General features: G+C 46.7%; 23 protein-coding genes, 1 tRNA gene and 1 pseudogene. 20 read left to right on the top strand and 5 right to left on the bottom strand.

The features are described from left to right. Positions 1–119 (bottom strand): annotated as a pseudogene (locus tag H6F74_RS08395) (photosystem II D2 protein (photosystem q(a) protein)); the annotation flags it as partial. Between the two features lie 155 nt (positions 120–274). On the opposite strand from H6F74_RS08395, the gene H6F74_RS08390 reads away from it, so the two are divergent. The 8 genes from H6F74_RS08390 (at position 275) to H6F74_RS08355 (ending at position 6044) form a co-directional block, all read left to right on the top strand. Next, entirely contained in the window at positions 275–475 is a 201-nt protein-coding gene (locus H6F74_RS08390; RefSeq protein WP_190439036.1) for a hypothetical protein, read from the top strand. A gap of 15 nt (positions 476–490) precedes the next feature. Next, positions 491–757, top strand: a complete 267-nt coding sequence (locus H6F74_RS08385) for a hypothetical protein (RefSeq protein ID WP_190425408.1) — start codon at positions 491–493, stop codon at positions 755–757. 105 nt (positions 758–862) lie between these two features. Further along, positions 863–1534: an ABC transporter ATP-binding protein gene (locus tag H6F74_RS08380; RefSeq protein WP_190425411.1), complete on the top strand. Its 672-nt coding sequence runs from the start codon at positions 863–865 to the stop codon at positions 1532–1534. Between the two features lie 155 nt (positions 1535–1689). Next, positions 1690–2238 (top strand): NYN domain-containing protein, encoded by a 549-nt coding sequence (locus tag H6F74_RS08375; protein WP_190439033.1) that lies wholly within the window; start codon positions 1690–1692, stop codon positions 2236–2238. A 137-nt stretch (positions 2239–2375) separates the two neighbouring features. Continuing rightward, positions 2376–2447: transfer RNA gene (locus tag H6F74_RS08370), tRNA-Asn, on the top strand. Between the two features lie 23 nt (positions 2448–2470). Further along, a complete protein-coding gene (locus H6F74_RS08365) occupies positions 2471–3685 on the top strand; it encodes an aminotransferase class V-fold PLP-dependent enzyme (protein WP_190439031.1) in 1215 nt (404 codons plus the stop codon). A 76-nt stretch (positions 3686–3761) separates the two neighbouring features. Then, positions 3762–5048 (top strand): DUF389 domain-containing protein, encoded by a 1287-nt coding sequence (locus tag H6F74_RS08360; RefSeq protein WP_190439026.1) that lies wholly within the window; start codon positions 3762–3764, stop codon positions 5046–5048. A gap of 267 nt (positions 5049–5315) precedes the next feature. After that, entirely contained in the window at positions 5316–6044 is a 729-nt protein-coding gene (locus H6F74_RS08355; RefSeq protein ID WP_190425424.1) for a response regulator transcription factor, read from the top strand. Between the two features lie 98 nt (positions 6045–6142). Here the strand turns inward: H6F74_RS08355 and chlP are convergent, their stop codons facing one another. Continuing rightward, complete coding sequence (gene chlP, locus H6F74_RS08350; RefSeq protein ID WP_190439023.1) at positions 6143–7363, bottom strand: geranylgeranyl reductase; 1221 nt, start codon at positions 7361–7363, stop codon at positions 6143–6145. A gap of 118 nt (positions 7364–7481) precedes the next feature. Between chlP and H6F74_RS08345 the strand changes: the two genes are divergently transcribed. Both H6F74_RS08345 and H6F74_RS08340 read left to right on the top strand, forming a co-directional pair. Beyond that, positions 7482–7661, top strand: a complete 180-nt coding sequence (locus H6F74_RS08345; protein ID WP_190439021.1) for a hypothetical protein — start codon at positions 7482–7484, stop codon at positions 7659–7661. A gap of 50 nt (positions 7662–7711) precedes the next feature. Continuing rightward, entirely contained in the window at positions 7712–8728 is a 1017-nt protein-coding gene (locus tag H6F74_RS08340; RefSeq protein WP_190425432.1) for a TOBE-like domain-containing protein, read from the top strand. A 180-nt stretch (positions 8729–8908) separates the two neighbouring features. Here H6F74_RS08340 and H6F74_RS08335 read toward each other — a convergent pair whose 3' ends face one another. Further along, positions 8909–9250, bottom strand: coding sequence for a XisI protein (locus tag H6F74_RS08335; RefSeq protein WP_190439018.1), 342 nt, complete (start codon positions 9248–9250; stop codon positions 8909–8911). Between the two features lie 464 nt (positions 9251–9714). Here H6F74_RS08335 and H6F74_RS08330 point away from each other — a divergent pair, with 464 nt between their 5' ends. The 3 genes from H6F74_RS08330 (at position 9715) to H6F74_RS08320 (ending at position 12931) form a co-directional block, all read left to right on the top strand. Next, a complete protein-coding gene (locus tag H6F74_RS08330) occupies positions 9715–11346 on the top strand; it encodes an ABC transporter substrate-binding protein (protein ID WP_190439015.1) in 1632 nt (543 codons plus the stop codon). Between the two features lie 149 nt (positions 11347–11495). Then, positions 11496–11855, top strand: coding sequence for a four helix bundle protein (locus H6F74_RS08325; protein WP_190439012.1), 360 nt, complete (start codon positions 11496–11498; stop codon positions 11853–11855). 50 nt (positions 11856–11905) lie between these two features. After that, positions 11906–12931 carry an ABC transporter permease gene (locus H6F74_RS08320; protein WP_190439010.1) on the top strand — a complete coding sequence of 342 codons (1026 nt, stop codon included), beginning with the start codon at positions 11906–11908 and terminating at the stop codon, positions 12929–12931. A 41-nt stretch (positions 12932–12972) separates the two neighbouring features. Here the strand turns inward: H6F74_RS08320 and H6F74_RS08315 are convergent, their stop codons facing one another. Further along, on the bottom strand, positions 12973–14274 hold the full coding sequence (locus H6F74_RS08315; RefSeq protein ID WP_199300994.1) for a tetratricopeptide repeat protein: 1302 nt from the start codon (positions 14272–14274) through the stop codon (positions 12973–12975). 103 nt (positions 14275–14377) lie between these two features. On the opposite strand from H6F74_RS08315, the gene H6F74_RS08310 reads away from it, so the two are divergent. From H6F74_RS08310 to H6F74_RS08285, 6 genes are all read left to right on the top strand, one after another. Continuing rightward, the gene (locus tag H6F74_RS08310; protein WP_190439009.1) at positions 14378–15559 is read left to right on the top strand and encodes an esterase-like activity of phytase family protein; all 1182 of its coding nucleotides are present in this window, start codon (positions 14378–14380) and stop codon (positions 15557–15559) included. Between the two features lie 137 nt (positions 15560–15696). Continuing rightward, a complete protein-coding gene (locus H6F74_RS08305) occupies positions 15697–16134 on the top strand; it encodes a surface-adhesin E family protein (RefSeq protein WP_190439007.1) in 438 nt (145 codons plus the stop codon). 428 nt (positions 16135–16562) lie between these two features. Next, complete coding sequence (locus H6F74_RS08300; RefSeq protein WP_190439006.1) at positions 16563–17153, top strand: chromophore lyase CpcT/CpeT; 591 nt, start codon at positions 16563–16565, stop codon at positions 17151–17153. Positions 17154–17424: 271 nt separating this feature from the next. Further along, on the top strand, positions 17425–18576 hold the full coding sequence (locus tag H6F74_RS08295; protein WP_190439003.1) for a UDP-sulfoquinovose synthase: 1152 nt from the start codon (positions 17425–17427) through the stop codon (positions 18574–18576). Between the two features lie 85 nt (positions 18577–18661). Further along, on the top strand, positions 18662–19777 hold the full coding sequence (locus H6F74_RS08290; RefSeq protein ID WP_190439001.1) for a glycosyltransferase: 1116 nt from the start codon (positions 18662–18664) through the stop codon (positions 19775–19777). Between the two features lie 319 nt (positions 19778–20096). Next, positions 20097–22754 (top strand): GAF domain-containing protein, encoded by a 2658-nt coding sequence (locus H6F74_RS08285; protein ID WP_190438999.1) that lies wholly within the window; start codon positions 20097–20099, stop codon positions 22752–22754. A 49-nt stretch (positions 22755–22803) separates the two neighbouring features. On the opposite strand, the gene H6F74_RS08280 is transcribed toward H6F74_RS08285, so the two are convergent. Then, positions 22804–23070: a hypothetical protein gene (locus H6F74_RS08280; RefSeq protein WP_190438997.1), complete on the bottom strand. Its 267-nt coding sequence runs from the start codon at positions 23068–23070 to the stop codon at positions 22804–22806. Positions 23071–23465: 395 nt separating this feature from the next. Here H6F74_RS08280 and purC point away from each other — a divergent pair, with 395 nt between their 5' ends. Then, entirely contained in the window at positions 23466–24200 is a 735-nt protein-coding gene (purC, locus tag H6F74_RS08275) for a phosphoribosylaminoimidazolesuccinocarboxamide synthase (RefSeq protein ID WP_190438993.1), read from the top strand. Positions 24201–24255 lie beyond the last annotated feature (55 nt).

Raw genomic sequence — 24255 nt, 5'->3', positions numbered from 1 at the left:
CAGGGAAACAGTAGCAAACCTGACCAGCCGACGAAGACGAAGCGATCGCGCTTTAGCCAGTCGTCTACGGAGTCAAACCAACCCCGTTCGTTAGTAGCGCGTCCGACTGCAATAGTCATGACAGCAAATCTCCAAATGTTATAAGTACAGCAATCGTCTTTTTTGCCTGCTTTCTCTGTCAATCCGACACGATAGGCAGAAAACAAAGTTTGATGTCAACTCAGTTTACGATTCTTTACTGAGTTTAATCTTATTATGTACAAATTGCACAGTTTTGGCGCAATTTGTTTTACTGAATTTAATATTTGTCCGGAGAGCGATCGCGCCGATTGCACCTCTACCAGGCAGTTGTAGGGTGACAAGGCTGCCTTCGTCTCAAGAAGTACAAGTCGCTCATATTAAGTTACTCCCTTCCCCCCGACAGGCATCAACACCCTTCGCGTCTGAGATACTAGGACTAGGAGCCTATATTTAGACTGCATTACCTCTCATGTTCACCATCGACTTAATTCTGAAAAATACGCCCATGCCGTTGTCGGTGCAACGGAAGTCAGATGAAGATGCCCAAGCTCTTTATCAGGAAATTATGACAGCGATGCGTGGCAACGCCACTGTGTTAGAACTAACTTGCGATCGCCAAACGGAGAAAAAAGTCGCTCTACTTAGCAGTGAGATCGTTGCCGTGCAAATCTCTCAGAAATCCAGTACAGCAGCAACTGGAAGACCCCCAGGCTTTTACGCCCTCGCTGACGGATGAGACAAGAAGGACAAAGGATGAGAGATAAAGGATGAATAATTCTCCCAATCTCATCCCTTGTCTCCCCCGCTTCCCCTTTTCCCCTCTCCCCATCTCCCCTTGCTCATGACCGATCCTGCCATTCGAGTGCAAGACCTCTGCTTCAGCTGGCCTTCTGGGGCGAAAGTTTTACAGTCCTGCTCTCTAGAAGTGCCTAAAGGTGAATTTTGGATGCTATTGGGAACCAACGGTAGCGGCAAATCCACTTTGTTGAGGTTGCTAGCTGGGCTTTTGGCTCCCCAATCCGGTAAAATTCAGATTCTGCAACCTGTTGGCTTTGTCTTTCAGAATCCCGATCATCAGCTGGTGATGCCAACTGTGGGCGCAGATGTTGCCTTTGGGCTGGTGGAGGAAAATCTTTCGCCTGCGGAGGTAAGCGGACGGGTAGAACAGGCACTGGCGGCAGTAAATTTACTGTCGCTCTCCCGACGACCCATCTACGCTCTCAGCGGCGGTCAAAAGCAGCGAATAGCGATCGCAGGTGCGATCGCCCGCCGCTCAGAAGTCTTACTATTGGATGAACCTAGCGCTCTGCTCGATCCAGATTCTCAGATGGATCTGGTAGGACAAGTGCAACGCTTGGTTAAAAGTAGGGGACTAACTGCCCTGTGGGTTACGCATCGGTTAGACGAGTTAAATTATGCTGACGGCGCATTCTTACTAGAGCAGGGCTTAGTTGTGGATCGAGGGGAGCCAAAACGCTTGAAAGCTCGCCTCCTACAAACTCAGGAGTTATGAGTTTTAAGTTAATAATTCTTGAGATTATTTGCTCCCATTACTTGAAATGGGTAGCAGGCATTTTATAGAATTATCATCAAAAAAGTAAATACTCGTAATTAATGTTAAGGTAATGAAATAGTTATTTTTACCTAAAACTTACTTACCTTGGAAAAATGCCACGCCCTTCACCGCAAGCTGTTTTGCTCGTTGACGGATACAACGTGATCGGATTATGGTCTTACCTACAAGAGACCCGCGATCGCGATGGGCTGGAATACGCTCGTAAAGCCCTAGTCGAAGCATTGGTTAACTATAGTGCTTACAAAGGCTTTGATACTCAGGTTGTCTTTGATGCCCAGTACCAAGATACGCGGGGCTATTGCGAACCTGTCACGAACGTTTTATCTGTTTATTACACCGATTTTGGGCAGACAGCAGACACGTACATAGAAAAAGCCTGCGCTTCCTATAGTCGCAACTTCTCCAGAAACTCGCCGCGATTGATTGTTGCCACATCTGACAGGGCGCAGCAACTAACAGTAGTCGGGTATGGGGCAGAATGTATGTCAGCCCTACAGCTAAGCTACGACGTGGAATCTACAGCTAATTGCCTGCGGCGGAGAAATAAACCTAAGAAAAAATCATCAGGTCGGTTTTTAGCTGATTCTATTGATGCGAAAGCCCGCCAGCGCCTAGCTGAATGGCGTTTAGACCAAAAATAGTACAGCGCCCAGCAAGTGTACAAATCGCTTTGTGGACTCGGAAATATTAAGGAAATATAAAAAGTTTGCTAAAGGGCTTGCCAAATACTAGGAGTTGTAGATAAGATAAGTAACTGTTGAAAAGAAAAAGCTAACGTTCCTCAGTAGCTCAGTGGTAGAGCGATCGACTGTTAATCGATTGGTCGCAAGTTCGAATCTTGCCTGGGGAGTTTGATTAATTTAAGGATGAAGCATGAAGGAAGAAATGTCAGTTAGACTTCATCCTTCAGAGTTTCAGAAATTATGGTGGCTAGACGAGGCTGTAACGTTCCTGAATCACGGATCGTTTGGTGCCACTCCTGTGCCAGTGTTGGAAAAGCAGCAAAGCCTGCGATCGCAACTAGAACGAGAACCAGTAAGATTTTTTGTCCGAGAGTATGAAGAACTGCTAGACGCAGCAAGGAAAGAACTTGCAGCGTTTGTGGGTGCCGATCCTGGGGACTTGGCGTTTGTCCCGAATGCCACAACAGGGGTAAATTCAGTATTGCGATCGCTCAGTTTATCCCCAGAAGACGAATTACTGACGACAGACCAAGAATACAACGCCTGCCGCAACGCTCTCAATTTTATTGCTAGTCGTACTGGGGCGCGAGTCGTAGTTGCGACAGTACCTTTCCCCATCACATCGCCAGAACAAGTAATCCAAGCGGTGATGGACAAAGTTCGACCGCAAACCAAGTTAGCACTCTTAGATCATATAACCAGCCAAACCGGGCTAATATTTCCCATCCAGCAGCTAGTGCGCCAGCTTGCAGCTTGCGGCGTTGATACACTAATAGACGGCGCTCATGCACCGGGGATGGTGCCTCTGAACCTGGAAGAAATTGGGGCAACTTATTACACTGGCAACTGTCATAAATGGCTGTGTGCGCCAAAAGGTGCAGCATTCCTGTACGTGCGACGAGAGAAGCAGTCGGAAATTCGTCCGTTAACAATTAGCCACGGTGCTAACTCTCCCCGTCAAGAGCGATCGCGCTTTCATCTAGAATTCGACTGGACAGGCAGCCACGATCCTACAGCTTACCTGTGTGTACCAGAAGCAATTCAGTTTATGCGATCGCTACTACCGGGCGGATGGCCGGAGTTAATGCAGCGCAACCACACAATGGTTTTGGCAGCAAGGCAGATGCTTTGTGAGAGGCTTTTAGTATCGCCGCCCTGCCCCGATGAGATGATCGGCTCCCTGGCGGTTGTCTCTTTGCCGGATGATGCGGATGACGTTGGAGGAGAAACAAGATTGCTCCCGCCGCTACAAGATGCCTTGTGGGAGCGTTTTGGCATTGAGGTGCCAATAATATTTTTTCCCGCACGCCCCAAGCAGCTAGTTCGCATCTCCGCTCAAATTTACAACACGCCAGCACAGTATGAATATTTAGCGAATGCGATCGCATCCTTACTCGGACAGTGAAATCTACCTAAGCTGTGATGCAGGCTCCAACTCCATTGATATACCCTGATAGCGATCGCAGTTTAGGCAGGGAGATATGCGGCAATTACTGGTGCAGGTGTCACGCGGAAGCGGGCAAGAAGTTATCGACATCGCTAAAAGTTGTGATGGAGCAAACCTTGCCCTCTTAGAAGCCACTGGGACTGAAGGGCTGTTGGATTTAGCGATCGTTAATGTTCCGAATGGGAAAGTTGAGCAGCTGTTGTCACAACTGGAAAAGCTGCCAAACGCCCACATCACGCTAATTCCCCGTGGAGTCATTACCTTACAGCCACCACCTTCTGAGGCACCACAGCAGGTTAAAGATGTCGGCGATCGCGCTCCCATAGAAGTGTTTCTCGGAGGTTTGCAAAGCGTCGGTTCCTGGCGAGGATTTTTGGGGTATGCAGCAGCAGCAGGCTTTGTTGTCTGGATTGGCTTATTTACTAATACGACCTATTTGCTAGTTGCGGCCATGTTAATTGCGCCGTTTGCGGGGCCAGCAATGAACGTAGCGATCGCTACAGCACGCGGTGATAGAACATTGCTCAAACGTAGCCTCTTAAGATATGTTGCAGCGCTGGCGGTAACAATCACCGTAACTGGCCTACTTAGCCTGCTACTAAGGCAGGAAGCCGCCACAGAGCAAATGATTAGCACCAGTAATCTTTCCACAGTAGCAGTGATGCTGCCCCTAGTTGCAGGTGCGGCTGGAGCTTTGAACCTGGTGCAATCTGAGCGGAGTAGTTTGGTATCGGGGGCCGCGGTGGGAACCTTGGTGGCGGCTTCACTGGCACCACCAGCGGGATTAATTGGGATGGCGATCGCCATTGGTCAATGGGATCTGGCGCTTAACGGCTTCTTTGTGTTGTTGCTGCAATTGGTTGGGATTAACTTTTCAGGAGCGATCGTCTTTCGCCTCTACGGACTTTCTCCTCGCGGCGCTCGTTACGACCGAGGTAAAAATTGGGTTTTTCCATCTGGTCTTACAGCTACAATTTTGGCTTTAGCGGGTTTGCTGACTTGGCAGTTCTCGAATCCCCCGCAATTGCAGCGTTCCAGCCGCGCCCAGCGTGCTGTTGGGGAGATTCAGAAGGTACTGAATGGAAGTGATTTAGCCGACCTGGTGGAGGCGAATGTCCGTTTCACCCGCGCCGATATTAAAGGTCAAAACACTATGCTCGGCACCATCTACGTTCAACGTCGCGAAGGCATTACCGTGCCTACCGAAGAGATTCGCACCCAGATCGAACGCAAGATCCAAAGCCACTTACTCCAACAAGGGTTCAATGCCACGCCGTTGATTGATGTCAGCGTTCTGGAAGCGCCAACCAGTAATTTATAAAATTTTGTCAATATCAGCAGAATGCCTCTGCTGCTGCCCAATATATTTTTTCCTCAACCAGTCTTTTTGATAGTGGTTGGGAAATATTAAGTTGTATTACCGTCTGAAAACGGTTATTACTTAACCTGTATAGCGATTTTTTGAATAATACAAGACTATCTTTAGGAAGAATTTATAATCTTGCGTATAATCTGTACAGGAATCTTTGTATTTCTATGAAGGTTCTTATTGAAAGTTAAAAAAAACTGTAGCTATAAATTTCTACTGATGCCCCGGATACTCGTCATCGACGACGACGCTGCGATCGCAGAATTAGTCTCAATCAATCTGGAAATGGCTGGATACGATGTCAGCCAAGCACCAGACGGCATAAAAGGTCAGGCTTTGGCTATGCAACTGCAACCAGACCTGATCATGCTCGACTTGATGCTGCCCAAGGTAGACGGCTTTACCGTCTGCCAGCGCTTGCGGCGGGATGAGCGTACTGCCGATATTCCGGTGCTAATGTTGACAGCACTGGGTCAGACTCAAAATAAAGTAGAAGGCTTTAATGCTGGTGCCGATGATTACCTGACCAAGCCGTTTGAAGTGGAAGAAATGCTGGCACGAGTGCGGGCGTTGTTGCGACGTACAGACCGCATCCCTCAAGCAGCCAAACACTCTGAAATCCTCAGCTATGGGCCGATAACGTTAGTACCAGAAAGATTTGAGGCTATCTGGTTCAGCGGAACGGTTAAGCTGACTCATCTGGAGTTTGAACTACTGCACTGCTTACTCCAAAGGCACGGTCAAACTGTCTCTCCCAGTGAAATTCTCCGGGAAGTCTGGGGCTATGACCCGGATGATGACATAGAAACCATTCGGGTACATATCCGGCACTTGAGAACGAAGCTAGAGCCAGATCCGCGTCACCCACGCTATATCAAAACTGTGTACGGTGCAGGCTATTGTCTGGAGTTGCCGAACGCTGAACAAATGACCGCAGACGCGGTTTAAAAGGGAAAAGGGCAAAAGAAAGATTCTTTCTTTTGCCCTTTTGCTGTCTTACCCCAAAATAAAGCTATGCCGTTTCTTTGAGGCGCTTTTTACTTTTATTAAGGAGCTAAAGCACTACCCCGAAGCAAACTACCAATGGTTTTGGCAGTTATCTTCATTTGAATCAAGGGATTTGCTGGGACAACCGTTTTGTAGAGGTAGCTGTCAAATGTCAGCTTCTGCACGTCTTTGTCAGCGCACATCTCTACAAAGGCTTCGCGGGTAGCATCGGAACGATAGAAGACGGTTTGCAGGATATCCAGCACCTTGTAGGTAAGTCCGTACTTCTTATCCCAACGCTTCAGGTACACCTTGAGGTCGGCTTCAGTAGGAATGCGCTGACCACCGTTGGAAAATTCCACAATGGTTTCAGCACACATCCGCGCCGACTTAGCGGCAAAGTAAATACCTTCACCAGAAGACTTGGTGACAGTTCCGGCAGCATCTCCTACTAGGGCGACTCTACCGACGACGCGGCGGGGTCTGGGATGCTCTGGAATCGGGTGAGCTTCTACTTTAATAATCTCACCGCCTGCAAGTTTACGGGCAGCACGGGCGCGGATGCCTGCTTGCAGATTTTTGATGTCAGCTTTGTTCACCTTCATGGTGCCAGTACCGACAGCTACGTGGTCGTATTTGGGGAATACCCAGGCGTAGAAGTCAGTAGAGACATCGTTACCGACATACATTTCTGCCAGGTCGTTGTAGTAAGCCATTTTGTCATCTGGCAGGCGAATTCGCTCTTGGAAAGCGATCGCATAATTATAATCCCCGGCATCAATTGCCTTAGCAACGCGGGAATTGGCACCATCTGCCCCAATTACCAAATCGACTTTCAGGGTCTTCATTACTCCTTCAGCGCTACCATCCGAATGATCGGCGTAGTGCAAGGTGTAAGGGTCAGTATTGTTTGTGGGTATATCCAGTTTATAAACGGTGCCGTTGATTAAATTAGCACCCAACTTGGCAGCGCGATCGCGCAAGAAGCCATCCAGCACCTCGCGACGGCACATACCGATATATTCATCTTCTTTTTGGATATTGATATCAACTTCAACATTGGAAGGTGAGATCATCTTCATTTTTCTCACCCGCCGATCGATAATCTCTGGCGGCAGATCAAACTCACTTACCATGCACAGCGGAATTGCCCCGCCACAAGGCTTGGCGTTGTCTAGCTTGCGCTCAAACAAGTAAGTCTCGATTCCGGCTTTTGCCAAGGTTTCGGCAGCAGATGAACCCGCAGGTCCCGATCCTACAACAGCAACCCGTAGTGTCAAAGGTCTTCTCCCAATTTCTTACGGCTACAAGGTGAGATGTTATCACGGACTTTCTATTTAGCTGAAGCCTAGCCCTCTGGATCTTACTGAATTGCAACAGAGCTTAACACATCTACAAATGGGGACTGGGGATTGGGGATTGGGAATTGGGGATTGGGAATTGGGGATTGGGGATTGGGAAGAATCTAACCCAGCCTCTAGTCCCCAATTCCCAATCCTCTCCATGTGTGATATAACAAAATACGGTAAGGTTATCGGGAAACCGGGGATTATTTTATTCTGGTGTTTTGCGGGTTGATTACCACCCAGGATAAATTCAAGAAAGTTCTTGTCTAGGGGTTGAAAGCAGTGGGCATAGTTGTTGAAAACGTATCTAAACAGTTTGGCAGTTTCAAAGCCGTTGACCAGGTAAGCTTAGAAATTAAAACTGGCTCTCTGGTGGCGCTATTGGGGCCTTCGGGTTCGGGAAAATCCACGCTACTGCGGCTAATAGCTGGTCTAGAGATACCAGATAGTGGCAAAATCTGGATCACTGGCAAAGATGCCACAAATCAGAGCGTCCAAGATAGAAATATTGGGTTTGTGTTTCAGCACTATGCCCTGTTTAAGCACCTGAGTGTCCGCAATAATATTGCCTTTGGCATGGAAATTCAAAAAGTTCCCAAGGCAAAAATCAAGGCGCGGGTGGAAGAATTGCTAGAGTTAATTCAATTGAAAGGACTAGGCGATCGCTATCCTTCCCAACTCTCCGGAGGTCAGCGGCAAAGAGTTGCCCTAGCGCGAAGTTTGGCAGTTCAACCGAAAGTATTGCTGCTGGATGAACCCTTTGGGGCATTAGATGCTAAAGTTCGCAAAGACCTACGAGCTTGGTTGCGGCGGCTGCACGACGAAGTACACGTTACAACGGTTTTCGTCACCCACGACCAGGAAGAAGCGATGGAAGTTGCTGATGAAATCGTGGTGACGAACAAAGGCAAAATTGAGCAGGTGGGAACGCCAGCCGAAATTTACGACCACCCAGCCACGCCTTTTGTGATGAGCTTTATTGGCCCGGTAAACGTCTTACCCAGTAGTTCACACATTTTCCAGGGTAACGGGTTTGATTCCAGCCAACCGGAGATATTTTTGCGTCCCCATGATGTGGTAATTCAAACTGAGCCAAACGGAACTACTGTATCTGCCAGAGTCAATCGTCTGATTCATCTAGGTTGGGAAATTCAGGCAGAATTAATCTTAGATGATGGTCAGGTGGTGACAGCGAACATTTCCCGCGAAAAGTTTGACCAATTGCAACTTAATACACAACAACAAGTATTTGTCAAGCCAAAAGACGCAAAATCTTTCCCACTGTACTATTCGATTTGATTTGCTGATTATTGAGAAGTTTAAGGCGTAGGCGCGATCGCTAGGGACATTGTTAACTTTTCATACGTTGCTTAAAATCACCCTATCAGCTAAAAGGTAGGGTGGGCATTGCCTACCTTACCTGACGAAGCTAATAATTGCGTAAACTTTATGCGATCGCAATCAGACCAAAAATTCAAACTAAGCACTTGCAAATTCTGTCAACGGTCGCTTACTGGGATGCTGAAATCCCAAAACGATATCCTCATGGGGAACCTCAGCTTCTAACAGTTCGTTGACAATTCCCTGCTTTGTCCAGTCCTCCTCAACCCAAATCTTTCCATCTCGAATTCGCAGGTAAACCATTACCGATTGAACCCTATGTTTGCCATCCCAGCCAAGGTGGAACCAAAAATAGTGGTCTCGAATCTCATCAAATGCCAAGCATTCTTCTATCCCATCTTGAGGAGTGTTAGACACCCACTCATAGTATTGGGTTAATATTTTTTGAATTAAATTGCGATAATGATTTAGTTTGTCCATCGAACAATTATCTTTTTTTCAATATCTACAACCATAATAAAATCGCCTATAAACTTCACAGATGCGATCGCTCTTTACTTCGGTTTTGTTGCAAACACGCGCCAGATGATAAAGCTAGTAAAGACTATATAGCCGAATACAGTTAACCAGTCCTGCCAGTTGTTGGGGATAGTCATAAATGTGTCGTCCATAGACAATCCTCGAAAATTGCTTTAACTCTCGGCTAGATTAGCAAAATGTTGGGTCAAGCAGAGACGTCGCGCTTTACTTGCCAAACACCAGACGGCTATTATAGCTGCTGTTTCAGGAGTATTTTTAGGCTAGAGTCGGCAACTGAGAGGCGAAAAAGTACGTTAAGTGCGATCGCAGTATCCCAATTAGAAAAATCGGCGTTGGACGGATTTATAATTCAATGCACGGAAAGTTGATAACGACTCGCGAGTTAATCCTTAACTAAGACATAGATGTTCATCAGACAGTGGCGACGCGCAGGACAATTTTTTTGTTTGTTCTCCCTTTGTTTATTTCTAGCAGTCAGCTGCGGTAGAAGACCGAGTGCTGATACTGCTGTGTCTCCTTCTCCTGTTGCTGGTGGAGGTCGCATTACCATTGGCACCACCCAGAAGCCACGGACGATGGACCCAGCGGATAACTACGAGCTGGCAGCAAGCTACTTGCACTATAATTTGGGCGATCGCTTGTATACCTACGAACCGGGAACCGCCAACCTCAAACCCCAGTTAGCAACAGCATTACCTAAAGTCAGTCCAGATGGGTTAACTTATACCATCCCCGTGCGTCAAGGTGTTGTATTTCACGATGGCACCCCCTTCAACGCCGAAGCAATGGCATTTTCTCTGCGACGCTTCATCGAAAATAAAGGTAAACCGTCATTCCTATTAGGCGATATTGTGGACTCGGTGCAGGCAAGCGGCGAGTATGAATTAAGCATCAAATTGAAAAAGCCTTTTGCTGCCTTTCCTTCCCTGCTTGCGTTTAACGGTGCTAGTGCAGTTTCCCCAAAAGTCTATGAAATTGGCGCAGGAAAATTCAAACCAAACGAATTTGTAGGCACTGGCCCTTACAAATTGGTGCAGTTTAGCAGCGAGTCGCAACGGTTGGATGTATTTGATAAATACTGGGGAGAAAAACCTGTAAATAAGGGAATTGATGTGCAGGTGCTGACCAATTCAGCTAACTTGTATAACACATTTCGTACTGGCGGCGTTGATGTTGCTTACCTATCTCTCGATCCAGATCAGATTGCCAGCTTGAAAGATGGGGGGACAAAAGGCAGTTGGCAGGTTAACGAGTCTCAGGGAAGCGCGGCTAGTTACATGGTGCTGAATACGAAAACTAAGCCCCTGGATAACCCCATAGTACGGCAAGCGATCGCATCGATGGTAAATCGACCCCTGGTAAATGAGCGATCGCTGAAAAATCAAGCCGAACCACTTTATAGCATGGTGCCGACAACCTTTGATGTCTATAAGCCAGTATTCAAAGACCAGTATGGCGATGGCAACACCGAAAAAGCAAAACAACTGTTGCAAGAAGCCGGATACTCTCCCACCAATCCCCTAAAGTTAGAGGTTTGGTATCCATCTACTTCACCCACTCGCCGACTCGCTGCTGGTACACTCCAAGCATTAGCGACTCAACAGTTCGGTGGTGCGCTGCAATTTGAAGTCAAAACTGAGGATTCTGCCAGCTTTTTTAAGAACGTGTCGCAGGGAATTTATCAGACAGTCTTACTGGACTGGTATCCAGACTTTCTCGATCCTGACAACTACGTACAGCCGTTTTTGGATTGTACCAAAGGTTCGGCAGCAACCGGGTGTCAAGAAGGAGCCAGCCAAACTCAGGGGTCGTTTTACTATAGCGATCGCATGAACCAGCTAATTGCACAGCAGCGAAAAGAACAAAATCCCGAAGCCAGAAAGAAAGTCTTCGCAGAAATTCAAGACTTACTCGCCAAAGATGTTCCCTACGTCCCCTTGTGGCAAAGTAAAGATTACGCCTTTGCCCAAAAAGGTGTCAATGGTCTTCGCATCAACCCGACTCAAGATTTTGCTTTTTGGACAATCAAAAAGTAAATAGGGAATTGGGAATGGGGAATTGGGAATTGGAAGATTCTTTTGTTGGTCTTTCTTTTCCCCAATTATCCAATTATCTATTCCCAATTCCAGACTTTCAGGAGTAATGTCTAATTACGCCTATCGGCTTAGTAGTTAATGGGGTAAGCATGGGAAGACCAGATTTTGAGGATTTGGATGTTTACAAGTTAGCTGAGAGTTTAGCAAATCAAATTTGGCATATTGTTAAGCAATGGGACGATTTTGCTAAACAGACACTTGGTAAACAAATTGTTCGTGCCGCAGATAGCGTCTGTGCCAATATTGCTGAAGGAAGAGGTCGGTACAATTTCCAAGACAATCGGCGTTTTATAAAGATTGCTAGAGGGTCTTTATACGAAACAATAAGTTTGTTGAGGTTAGCATACGCTCGACAGCTCTTGACACATGAACAAGTAACCAAACTCAAACCAATCATTGATGAACTGCCACCCAAGCTAAATGCCTACTTAAAATCTCGTGGCAATTAGCAATCCCCATTCCTCATTCCCCATTCCCCATTCCCCATTCCCCATTTCAAATGTCACGTTCTAAAGCCCTACAATATTACATTTTCGCCCGTGTCCTTCTAGCACCTTTGATGCTATGGACAATTGTCACCATCGTATTTTTGCTCCTCCGGGCGACACCAGGAGATCCAGTCGATGCGGTTTTGGGCGGTCGCGCCCCAGAAGATGTCAAGGTAAGGTATCGTCAAGAGTTGGGGCTATCTGACCCGCTGTGGGTGCAATACATTCGCTATTTAGGAGATTTACTGCATCTAGATTTAGGTAAATCTATCACCAGTCGCGGACTAGAGGTGTGGGACGTAATTGGGCAATACTTCCCGGCGACGGTGGAATTAGCGGTCTTTAGTATGGCGATCGCATTTATTGTTGGCGTTGGTGTTGGTATCCTTTCCGCCTCCCGTCCCGGAACCGCTTTAGACGCTGGTGGGCGTTTATTTGGCATCATCAGCTACTCGCTGCCTTTATTTTGGGTGGGGATGATCCTACAGCTGATTTTCTCAGTACAGTTGGGTTGGTTTCCCCTCGGATCGCGCTTTCCCCTAACTTTGCCAGCTCCCCCCAGCATCACAGGTCTTTACACCATTGACAGCCTCTTAAGCGGTAACTTCAGCCAATTTTTCATCGCTTTACATCATCTTGCCCTCCCTAGCCTGACACTAGGAATCCTCCTCAGCGGAATTTTTGAGCGGATTGTGCGAGTGAATTTGAAGCAAACTCTGAAAGCAGATTACGTAGAAGCCGCAAGAGCCAGAGGCATTCCCGAAAGGCGGATTCTCTTTGCCCACGCCTTGAAAAATGCCATGATACCCGTGATTACCGTCCTGGGGTTAACTCTGGCTGCTTTGCTAGGCGGTGCCGTTTTAACAGAAGTTACCTTCTCTTGGCCCGGATTAGGTAATCGTTTGTATGAGGCAATTTCTTTACGAGATTACCCCACCGTTCAAGGCATCATGATATTTTTTGCCTCAATTGTCGTATTTGCCAGCATTTTGATTGACATCATTAATGCCTATATCGATCCTCGGATTCGTTATTAAGCGCTCGCGCTTTCTCTTACGTCTGGGCAGGCGCTATTGAGCTAATCTTGCTTACTCACTCGTTCAATCTGAGTGACAAAGTAATTTTCTTGGTACTTCAAAGACTTGGCTAATTCCAGCCCTTGTTGAAACGCTGTCTTGGCTTGCTCCATGTCCCCACGTTCCAGATAAATTTGTCCCATTTGATCGTAGGTATTCATCAAGTTGTAGTAATTGTACGACTGCTGATCTACCTTCAATAAGACTTGATAAACCTGCAAAGCAAAATCCGGCTTTTTATAATTTCGGTAGAGATCGCCCAGTTTTTTCAAGGCTTCGCTGGCAGAGGCAAACTGTTGCAAAGTCCATGCTAGATTATAGGCTTCCTGATAGTTTTGGCTTGCCGCGTCTGGGTTTGGTGGGTTGAGGGCTTGATAGTCGTCTGCGATCGCTATCTTAATCGCTGGTATTTGATTTGCAGCTTGCGGATCGGTGAGGTAGTTTTGCAAAAGCTGTTGCTTAAACTTGAGAGAATTTTCCGGTTGCTTTACCTTGTCGTAAATATAGGCCAGTTGTTGTAGATAAACGACTTCGCTAACGCGATCGCCTTTTTGACTCGCCAAAACCAGTAACTCCTCATAAGCTGCCGCCGCTTTGGGATAATCAAACCAACTCATCTGCCCTTGGGCAATTGTCTTCAGCGTTGCTTCTTCTGTCGCGGCATCTTGCCGCTGGCGGGCATCAGCTAAAATTAGTTGATAAATCTCCACAGCTTCACCAGGTAAGCGAATTTGCTGGTAAGCTTGACCCAAAGCTTGCAAAAGCTCCGCATTTTCTGGTGTGACATCAGTTACGGTAGCAGGAACATCTGCTGTCCCCAAAGGACGCTTCTCGTTTTTGCGGATCGGCTTTCCCAACGCCTCAGCCCGAATCGTTTGCAGACGCTGGGTAATGATTTGCAAATCAGCTTTTTGATTATTCGTCCAGGCAATATCGCCAATCCGTCCCAATGCTTGCACCTCTTCGACGGTACCAAGCGATCGCCGCAAGCGCAGTTCCCGATACCAAATTTCAAAAGCTGCTGGTGCATTGCCTGCTTTTAGCTGTTCAGTTGCTTGGGCGTTTAAATCATCCAAAGCCTCTCTCAATAGGCGGATTTCTTGGGGGGTGGAGGGACGCTCTACTGGTGGAGAAGGCAACAGCGGATCGGGTGTCGTTATTTCCAGGGGGTTGATTTTGGGTTTATCATCCTCAGCTGCCCAACCGACAGAACCTGAACACAGCAGGAACAAAGCGGTAATTCCTAAAAAGAGTGCTTTTGAGGGACGCTGCTTATACCACACCTGAGCCATCAACTTCTGCATATTAGATACAAGATAATATTTGATACTTTATACTTCATAGTTTTTCGACTGTTACAGTAAAACCAGAGTTTCCAGATGAACAGTCAAGTTTAGGAGGGAGTCGGTGAACCGGAGCAAATTTAGGTTGCTACCAAGGCTTTTGGGCATAGCGATCGCATTCTTAATTTTTCTCACTTCTTGTGGCATCCAGCCAGGGGTAGCACGAGATCGGGTGTTTCTGGATCTATCCCTGGACTTTTTGGGAGAGTACCAGCTGCCCAAGATGAAATTTAAGGATACACCCGTAGGGGGCTTATCGGGACTGACCTACGACCGACAGCAAAACCGTTTCTATGCCATCTCCGATGACCGCGGCACGTTTGCTCCCGCCCGATTCTACACGCTGAAGCTAATTTTAAATGATGATAGCGATCGCCAGATCAGCCTTCAGAAAGTAGAAGTTGAAGACGTTACCTTTCTCACCGACGAGCAAGGAAAAACTTATCCTAAAGGCACCTTGGATACTGAAGGAATTGCCATTACTCCCCAAAAATCCGTATTTATCTCTAGCGAAGGCATTCCCCCTAATGGCGTTTCTCCCGTTGTAGGCGAATTTGACTTAGAAACCGGACGGCTACGGCAAACTTTGCCCATCCCAGAGCGTTATCTTGTTGATGCTACAAAATCAAATAAAGACGCAACAAGTGGCATTCAAAATAACTTAGGATTTGAATCGCTCACCCTTAGTCCCTTCGGTACTATTCCCGCTAAAGGAGAAGCAATTCGCTTATTTACAGCTACAGAATCATCTTTGATGCAGGATAAAGAACCAGCTAACTCTAACCAGGGAGCCAAATGTCGTTTACTGCACTATTTAATCACCGATGGGCCTCCGCTGGTAATTGCCGAACATTTATATCAAATGGAACCTCCTCCCAGTGCGGCATTAAAAGATGGCTTGGCGGAGTTATTAGCTGTGGATACTGGTGGTCATTTTCTCAGTTTAGAACGTTCCTTAAGTTTGTTGGGTTATAGTGTGCGGATTTATCAAGCAGCAACTGGCGGAGCTACTGATATTTCTCGTATTCCCAGCCTCAAGGGTGAGGTTAATGGAATTAACCCAGTCAAGAAAAAGTTACTGTTAAACTTGGATGAATTGGGTGTTGCTTTAGCGAACTTTGAAGGAATGACTTTTGGCCCTCGTTTACCTGATGGCAGCCAAAGTTTACTTCTGGTTAGCGATGATAATTTCCAACCTGAGCAAGTAACTAAGTTCTTTTTGTTTCGTCTGAAAAATGGGCGTTGAAAAATAAAAGGGGCTTCCCCCAACTTACTTGAAAAGGGGACAGTTAAAGGAAAAAGAAAGAATTATTAATTCGTTTCTTTTCCCTTTTCAACCAAATCAAGCATTTCCGATAGAGTAGGAATAATTTTTGTAAGCCAATGAATAAGCTGCTAAAACTTCAACTGTCGCGCATAGCTCTAGTATCCGGGATAAGCTTCATCGCCATCAATGCTAGTTTGAGCGCGATCGCATCTTGGGTGGAAGTCAGCAAAGCACCCGACAACACCCCCATATATATCGACCCAGAGCGCATAGTTAGGAAGGGGGATATTGTAGAATTCTGGCGGCGTAACCTTTTTACAACTCCTCAACCTGACGGCGCTTTTGGAGTAGATAATTATCATTCTATAAACTGTAAAAAAGGCTTATTCCGCTGGCGGCGGTCGATTCGTTTCGATCCAAATGGTCGCATTGTTTCTGAAAACGATATAGGCAAAGAAGACAAATTGCTAGAAATGCAAATTCAACCCGGAAGTATCATTGAGGATTTCTATAAATCTGTATGTCCGCCACTACAGGAACAAGTAAAAAATTAAAAAGACAAATTCTTTTTAATTTTGCACTTTTAATGACTTTCGTCTGCCGAAACCCTTAAAAAATTATCAGGAAAAGGCTCCCGCGACTCAATCCAGTCGGCGGGTATTCCTCGTTAGCGTGCCGAGAGGGCGACGATACGGCAGTTTGTATGTATGTATGTACACCTATAGGACTTACGCACTGAGAACCAGGAAATCAATTTCCTGGCTGAAAGCCCAAGTCAGTTGAAACTGACTAAAAAACCTCAAAACAACCCATTTTAATGGGTTTGAGCTTTGAGCCGGAACTTTAGTTCACGGCAACTGCGTAAGTCCTGACCTAAAATTATATTTTGTAGCCTTCGGTGAGGATTAAGAACCTTCAGAAGAGGCGATCGCTCGTTTTAAAATAAGGGGATCGCTGCTAAATATCTGCCTTTTTATAAACAATGACCCATTCTACTGATATTGCCACCTTAGCTCGCTTGATGGCAGCCGACTTCAGCAATCAAGCACAAGCTTTTGAGAATCCGCCCTTTTTTGCCCATATTCGCGTCTGTATGCGTCCTTTGCCTCTAGAACTGCTCTCAGGCGTGAGTTTAATTGTCGAACAAGCTTATGACTATATGATCAATAGCCCCTATCGGCTGCGGGTTTTAAAGTTGATTACAGCAGGCGAGCGCATCGAAATCGAAAACTACACCGTTAAGCAAGAAGAACAGTTCTACGGTGCTTCCCGCGATTTAAACCGCCTGCAAACCCTGAAAGCAGAAAATCTGGAGAAATTACCCGGTTGCAACATGATAGTTGAGTGGACGGGCAGCAGCTTCAAAGGTCACGTCGAACCCGGTAAAGCTTGTATGGTGGTTCGCAAAGGTCAAAACACTTATCTTGACAGCACTTTTGAGATTGACGACACCAAATTTATCAGCCTTGACCGGGGACGCGACCCCCAAACCGATGAGCATATTTGGGGATCGGTCGCAGGCCCGTTCCACTTCGTCCGGTGGGCAAGCTTCGCCGATGAAGTCAAGGTTTGAAGGGTTACAAAGTTGGAGGTTCCAACCTTCAATCCATGCAGCAAGTGGAAATACTCCAACTAGATCCCATTGTCGCCATTTCAGAAACTAACCTTTCTGCCCAAAGAATGATGACGAAGCCAGAAGGATAGAGGAGAAAGAATCCAACTACTACAAACTTAGGTATGGTGTACTACGCGATCGCTCGAAAGTAATTCACTTCGATGGTCTAGAGTGGCCCCAAACCTGGTAAATTTACCGAGTATTGGCAAGCGAGATTTAATGAACCAGTATGAAAGTCTTGGTTATTGGCGGTGACGGCTATTGCGGTTGGGGAACCGCACTCTATCTTTCCAATCGTGGTTACGAAGTCGGGATTCTAGATAGCCTAGTGCGGCGGCACTGGGATGCACAACTGGGCGCAGATACCCTGACCCCAATTGCACCGATACAGCAACGTATTCAGCGCTGGCGCGACCTCACTGGCAAATCCATTGACTTGTTTATTGGCGATATCACCAACTACGATTTCCTCTCGAAAGCGCTGCACCAGTTTGAACCAGAGGCAATCGTGCATTTTGGCGAACAGCGTTCGGCACCTTTCTCGATGATTGACCGGGAACACGCCGTAATGACCCAGGTTAACAATGTGGTCGGGACGCTGAATATCCTGTACGCGATGAAGGAAGATTTCCCCGACTGCCACTTAGTGAAGCTGGGGACAATGGGCGAGTACGGTACTCCTAACATTGATATCGAAGAAGGTTATATCACCATTGAGCATAACGGGCGCAAAGATACTTTGCCGTATCCAAAGCAGCCCGGATCAATGTATCACCTCAGCAAAGTCCACGACAGCCATAATATCCACTTTGCTTGCCGGATTTGGGGGCTACGCGCTACAGACTTGAATCAAGGCGTTGTTTACGGCGTTTTGACGGAAGAAACTGGCATGGATGAGTTGTTGATTAACCGTTTGGATTACGACGGTGTGTTTGGCACGGCGCTGAACCGCTTCTGTATTCAGGCGGCAATTGGTCATCCGCTGACGGTGTATGGTAAGGGCGGACAGACGAGAGGCTTTTTGGATATTAGGGATACAGTGCGATGTATTGAAATAGCGATCGCAAATCCCGCCCAACCAGGCGAGTTTCGCGTTTTCAACCAGTTCACCGAACTATTCAGCATCGCCGATTTAGCCGGAATGGTGAAAAAAGCTGGCAATAGCTTAGGACTCAATGTCGAAATTAATAACCTCGACAACCCCAGAGTTGAGAAGGAAGAACACTACTTCAACGCCATAAACACCAACCTACTAGATCTAGGCTTACAACCCCATTTTCTCTCCGAAGCACTGCTTGACTCACTGCTCAACTTTGCTGTCAAATACCAGAACCGCGTCGATAAAAACCAAATTCTGCCCAAAGTTTCTTGGCACAGATAGTCAGTTGCTAATAGCTAATAGCTAATAGCTAATTGTTCCCTTAGCCATTAGCCATTAGCCATTAGCCATTAGCCATTAGCAAATTATGCGAATCGCTCTTTTCACCGAAACCTTTTTGCCCAAGGTTGACGGCATCGTGACGCGCCTGCGCCACACCGTTGAACACTTACAGCGCAACGGCGACCAAGTGTTGATATTTTCCCCAGATGGGGGGTTGACAGAATACAAGGGAGCCAGAATCTACGGAGTCTCTGGCTTCCCCTTGCCTTGGTATCCAGAGTTGAAAATGGCTTTGCCACGCCCAGCAATAGGGTATGAGCTAGAAAAGTTTCAGCCAGATACAATTCATGTCGTCAACCCCGCAATTTTGGGGTTAGCTGGGATATATTACGCCAAGACGATGCGAGTACCCTTGGTAGCCTCTTACCATACTCATCTGCCCCAGTACCTCCACCACTACGGCTGGGGAATCCTAGAAGGCTTATTGTGGGAATTTCTCAAATCAGCTCATAACCAAGCCCGGTTAAATCTCTGCACCTCCACAGCGATGATGCAGGAACTCACAAGTCACGGCATTGAGCGGGTGGATTTGTGGCAACGGGGAGTGGATACAGAGCTGTTTCAACCGCATCTAGCAACCCAGGAAATGCGTAGCCGTTTAACCCAAGGTCATCCAGACAGCCCCTTGCTACTTTACGTAGGTCGTCTTGGTGCAGAAAAAGAAATTGACCGCATTAAACCAGTTTTAGAAGCAATTCCCAACGCCCGCCTCGCCTTAGTTGGGGATGGGCCCCATCGGCAAGCCTTAGAAAAATACTTCGCTGGTACACCCACCAATTTTGTTGGCTATCTGACAGGCGTAGACCTCGCCAGTGCCTTTGCCTCAGCTGATGCCTTTATATTCCCCTCACGCACCGAAACGCTGGGATTAGTGCTTCTGGAGGCAATGGCAGCCGGGTGTCCCGTCGTCGCCGCACGTTCTGGGGGGATTCCCGACATTGTGACAGATGGAGTCAACGGATATTTATTTGACCCAGCTGATGAAGAAGGCGCGATCGCAGCTACAATACGCCTCCTCGCTCATCAACAAGAACGAGAAACCCTCCGGCAAAATGCCCGCAACGAAGCCGAACGCTGGGGTTGGGCAGCTGCCACCCGTCAACTACAAAATTACTACAAAGCAGTCATTAGTCATGGATAACTGACAACTGGCTACAGACTAATGGCTAAATACTAAGAACTACTGATGAGCATTTATCGTAACCGAGGTTAAATTAGGTTAATGGGTGCGAAAAAAAGAATTTAGCCAATAGCGACTACATAAGTAAGTAAGTGGGCAAAAATCACCTGAGATCCAAAAACCCTTTTTCCCCGTATAGAGGCTACATAGACTCCATACACGATTTTTATCGCTCAATGTTCATTTGACGTTGATTTTTACCAGCTACTTACTAAAAACAGCTAATGGCTCAGTCCTACCACCTAATAGCTAACACCATAGCTGGCACTTGCTCCTCCCCATGACACTCTCCAATACTGGCAGCGTTCTGGCGACTCTATCTCAGCTCACCCTTAATCGTACTAGCGTCTTGACATCGCGTGTCAAAGAGCTATCGTTTGGTGAGTTTATCTGCTTGCTTGACTTTATTACCGCTGAATTTCAGCAGTTTCTGCGGGCGATCGACATGATCAACAACGAAGCTCTGGAATCCATGCTAGAGCAGGTCATGGACGCTTTCACCCTAAAAATGGGTCAAATTCTGCAAGCAGACAGAACTACAATATTTTTAGTTGACGAAGAAAAAAACCAACTTTGGTCGAAAATTCCCGAAACCGACAACGGGAGAGCCACTAAAGAAATTCGCATTCCCATTAATGTCGGTATTGCCGGTCAGGTAGCTACCACGGGTGAAACTCTCAACATCCCCGACGCTTACAGCCACCCGCTATTTAACAAAGAAGTTGACGAACGACCGGGCTACCGCACCCACAATCTGCTATGTATGCCGATTTATAGCAGCAAAAACCAGATTGTGGCTGTAGTTCAGCTGTTGAATAAAGCTGGAGATTCCCCATTTACAACCGAGGATGAGCAGGGATTCCGTGACTTTGCCGCCTCCATCGGGATTATCTTGGAAAGCTGCCAATCTTTTTATGTAGCGGCTCGCAAGCAACGGGGAGCAGCTGCACTGTTACGGGCAACAACATATCTGGGTCAGAGTCTTGACTTAGAAGCCACACTGCGCTACGTGATGGAGCAAGCGCGGGATCTGATGAAGGCAGACCGCAGTACCCTGTTTATGCTGAGCAAAGAAACAGGAGAACTCTGGACTAAAGTCCCCAACAAGGATGGCACAGAGATCATACCAATACGGATTCCTTCTAACAAAGGGATTGCCGGATACGTTGCCTCTACTCGTCAGGCGCTGAATATCGCTGATGCTTACAAAGACCCGCGTTTTGACCCCAGCGCCGACAAGCGGACGGGTTATTTGACGCGCAATATCCTCTGTATGCCAGTGTTTAATTCAGCTAATGAATTAATTGGCGTGACGCAGTTGATTAATAAGCACCCTGGCAGTTTTACCAGTTCTGACGAAGAGTTTATGCAGGCGTTTAATATCCAGGCGGGAATTGCCTTGGAAAACGCCAAACTCTTCGAGAATGTTTTGGTGGAAAAGCAGTATCAGAAAGACATCCTGCAAAGTCTCTCTGATGCTGTGATCTCCACAGATATGCAGGGGCAAATTGTGATGATTAATGAAGCGGCGCTGGAGTTGTTGGGTTGCCCTATTAAGGAAGCTGTGGGGAAATGTCACAAAAATTTGTGGGAACAGAAACTGGTGGGGCGCTACGTTTGGGATGTGGTGCCGATTGAAAATCTCAAGTTCCGGCTTCAAGATAGTCTGAAAACTGGCGCTAAGCATTATGTGCCAGAGCAAAGCCTGACAATTGGCTTGTATTTACCCAAGAGTAAACAGTCAGCTAATGAAGTGCCGGCACAGGCGAAATGCGCCAAGTGTCAGCTTTCAGCAGAAGAAACTTTGAATTCAGAAGTAGGCTGTAATGCTGAGGGAGGACAAACTGAGGCTTATATTTTGGCGCTGCGCGATCGCATCAATCCAAAATTATATATTCCCTGGAATGATCCGCTCATTCCTGCCGACAGGGTTCTCAGTGTCGATCAAGTTCAAGAAATTGAACGCAGTACCAATCTTACCGTTAATCCTCTCACCAACCCCGAAGGAGGCGTAAGAGGCGGCTTGGTGGTGTTAGAAGATATCAGCCACGAAAAGCGGATGAAGAACACTCTGTACCGCTATATGACCCCAAGGGTGGCAGAACAAGTTATGGCACTGGGCGACAATGCCCTGATGTTGAGCGAACGTAAAGATGTAACAATTTTATTTTCCGATATTCGCGGCTACACCACCTTAACGGAAAATTTGGGTGCTTCGGAAGTGGTGTCGCTGCTAAATCAGTATTTTGAAACAATGGTCGAGGCAGTCTTTAACCACGAAGGCACCTTGGATAAGTTTATCGGCGATGCTTTGATGGCGGTATTTGGCGCACCTCTGCCACTAGCGGAAAATCATGCTTGGATGGCTATCCAATCAGCATTGGATATGCGTCGCCGTCTATCCGAATTTAATAGGCGTCGCTTTTTTGACAACCAGCCACAGATTCACATAGGAATTGGAATTAGTTCGGGTGAGGTTGTTTCTGGCAACATCGGTTCTCACAAACGGATGGATTATACAGTGATTGGGGATGGAGTTAACCTAAGTTCTCGCCTAGAAAGCGTTACTAAGGAGTATGGCTGCGATATTATCTTGAGCGAGTTTACCTACAACTTGTGTCGCGATCGCATCTTAGTCCGAGAACTAGACAAAATCCGCGTCAAAGGGAAAAACACTGCCGTCAGTATCTACGAATTGATCGGTGACTATCGAGAACCTCTCAACGACTCTACGAAAAAGTTTTTGGATCTCTACGAGTATGGGCGTCAAGCCTATATAAATAGGCACTTCCAAAAAGCAATTAACCTCTTTGATGATGCCTACCGCTTAAACCCTAACGATCAGGCGGTCAAAGTTCACCTGGAACGGTGTAGAAACTATCTTGACCACCCACCTTCAGATGCTTGGGATGGAGTCCACACAATGGCAAGTAAGTAGTCATTATTCATTCGTTATTACCAGCTGACTACTGACCGCTGATAAAAACCTAAGAATCCGCTGGGTTTTCGTCGCTGTTCTGGAAGGGGCCTTCGCCAATTCCTAGTTGCTTTTTTGTTTGTTTCAACTGTTTCCAGAGATTCTTAATCTGTTCGTAGGCATCTGTAGGTGAGATTTTCCCTGAAGTTTCTAAGTTGCAGATGTAGTTCACCTTTTGAGAAAATTCTTGTAGGTTAGCGTTGAAAACCAAATTCTCCGGCTTCACCTGACCGTAGTAACGACTTCTTGGATACAAAAAATCAGAGCGGTCTGTCATAGCTAACTCCTAAGCATAAACTACCTAACTTTCTACCTCACAAATTAACCTACGGTTCACTTTTTTTTCGCCACGACTTAAAAAGCAAGTTTAGAGAATCAGGCAGACATTCCCAGCGTCACCTTGACCCGCGATCGCTCTCCGCTACTCGCATACACGGTTGATTTTGGTTACTTTGGGTTCAGGTTTTGCCGCCCCACCTAGCTTCTATAGGCGATCTTTAGATATAAAGAGTATCATCCATTTAATATAATTTTAACCTGAACTTAACCAAAATTTAATTTAAAACGTGCCAGTTAATCCCATCTGCCCATCTGTTTACACTATGCGGCTCCTAAGGGATTAAAATCTTGTGTGCTGCCAAGGCGATCCATCAACACAAACAACTACTTTCCATGTCTGCCCAACCCATAAGCCTCTACGAAGGCAAAGCCAAAATTCTCTATGCCACAGACGATCCGAATATTCTGCTAGCTCACTTCAAAGACGATGCTACCGCCTTTAATGCCAAAAAGCGGGGCCAGATCGTTGGCAAAGGAGAGATTAACTGTACTATCTCTAGTCATTTGTTCCAGCTTTTGGAAGCATCAGGCATACCCACCCACTACATTGATACTCCGGCACCCAACCAAATGCGCGTTCAGGCGCTGAAAATTGTGCCGTTAGAAGTCGTAGTCAGGAACATTGCTGCGGGAAGTCTATGTCAACAGACAGGATTACCAGTAGGTAAAGTTTTACCTTATCCGCTGGTGGAATTTTATTTTAAAAATGACGATTTGGGAGATCCTTTGTTGACACGCGATCGCCTCTTATTATTGTCTCTAGCAACACCAGAACAGCTCGACCAATTAAAGGCTAGTGCCTTGCGAATCAACGAAATCCTCACAGACTTTTTCCACAAGTCTCGGATTACCCTAGTGGACTTCAAACTAGAGTTTGGCATTGACCAACAGCAGGAACTGCGACTGGGAGATGAAATCAGCCCGGACACCTGCCGCCTTTGGGACGAGTCTGAAGAAGATCCCGATCGGCGGGTGCTGGATAAAGATCGGTTCCGCCGGGACTTAGGGCAGGTGGAAGATGCCTACCAGCAAGTTCTCAAGAGAGTTCAAGAGACAAGTAGAAAGTAGTGATTAGCTACTGACTAAGGACTAAAAACAAATTGTTTACATGGTGTTTGGAAGT

This window comes from Trichocoleus sp. FACHB-90 (assembly GCF_014695505.1).
GTDB lineage: Bacteria > Cyanobacteriota > Cyanobacteriia > Cyanobacteriales > FACHB-T130 > Funiculus > Funiculus sociatus.
The sequence above is the reverse complement of the archived record's forward strand: the minus strand, read 5'-3'. Positions and strand labels throughout refer to the sequence as shown.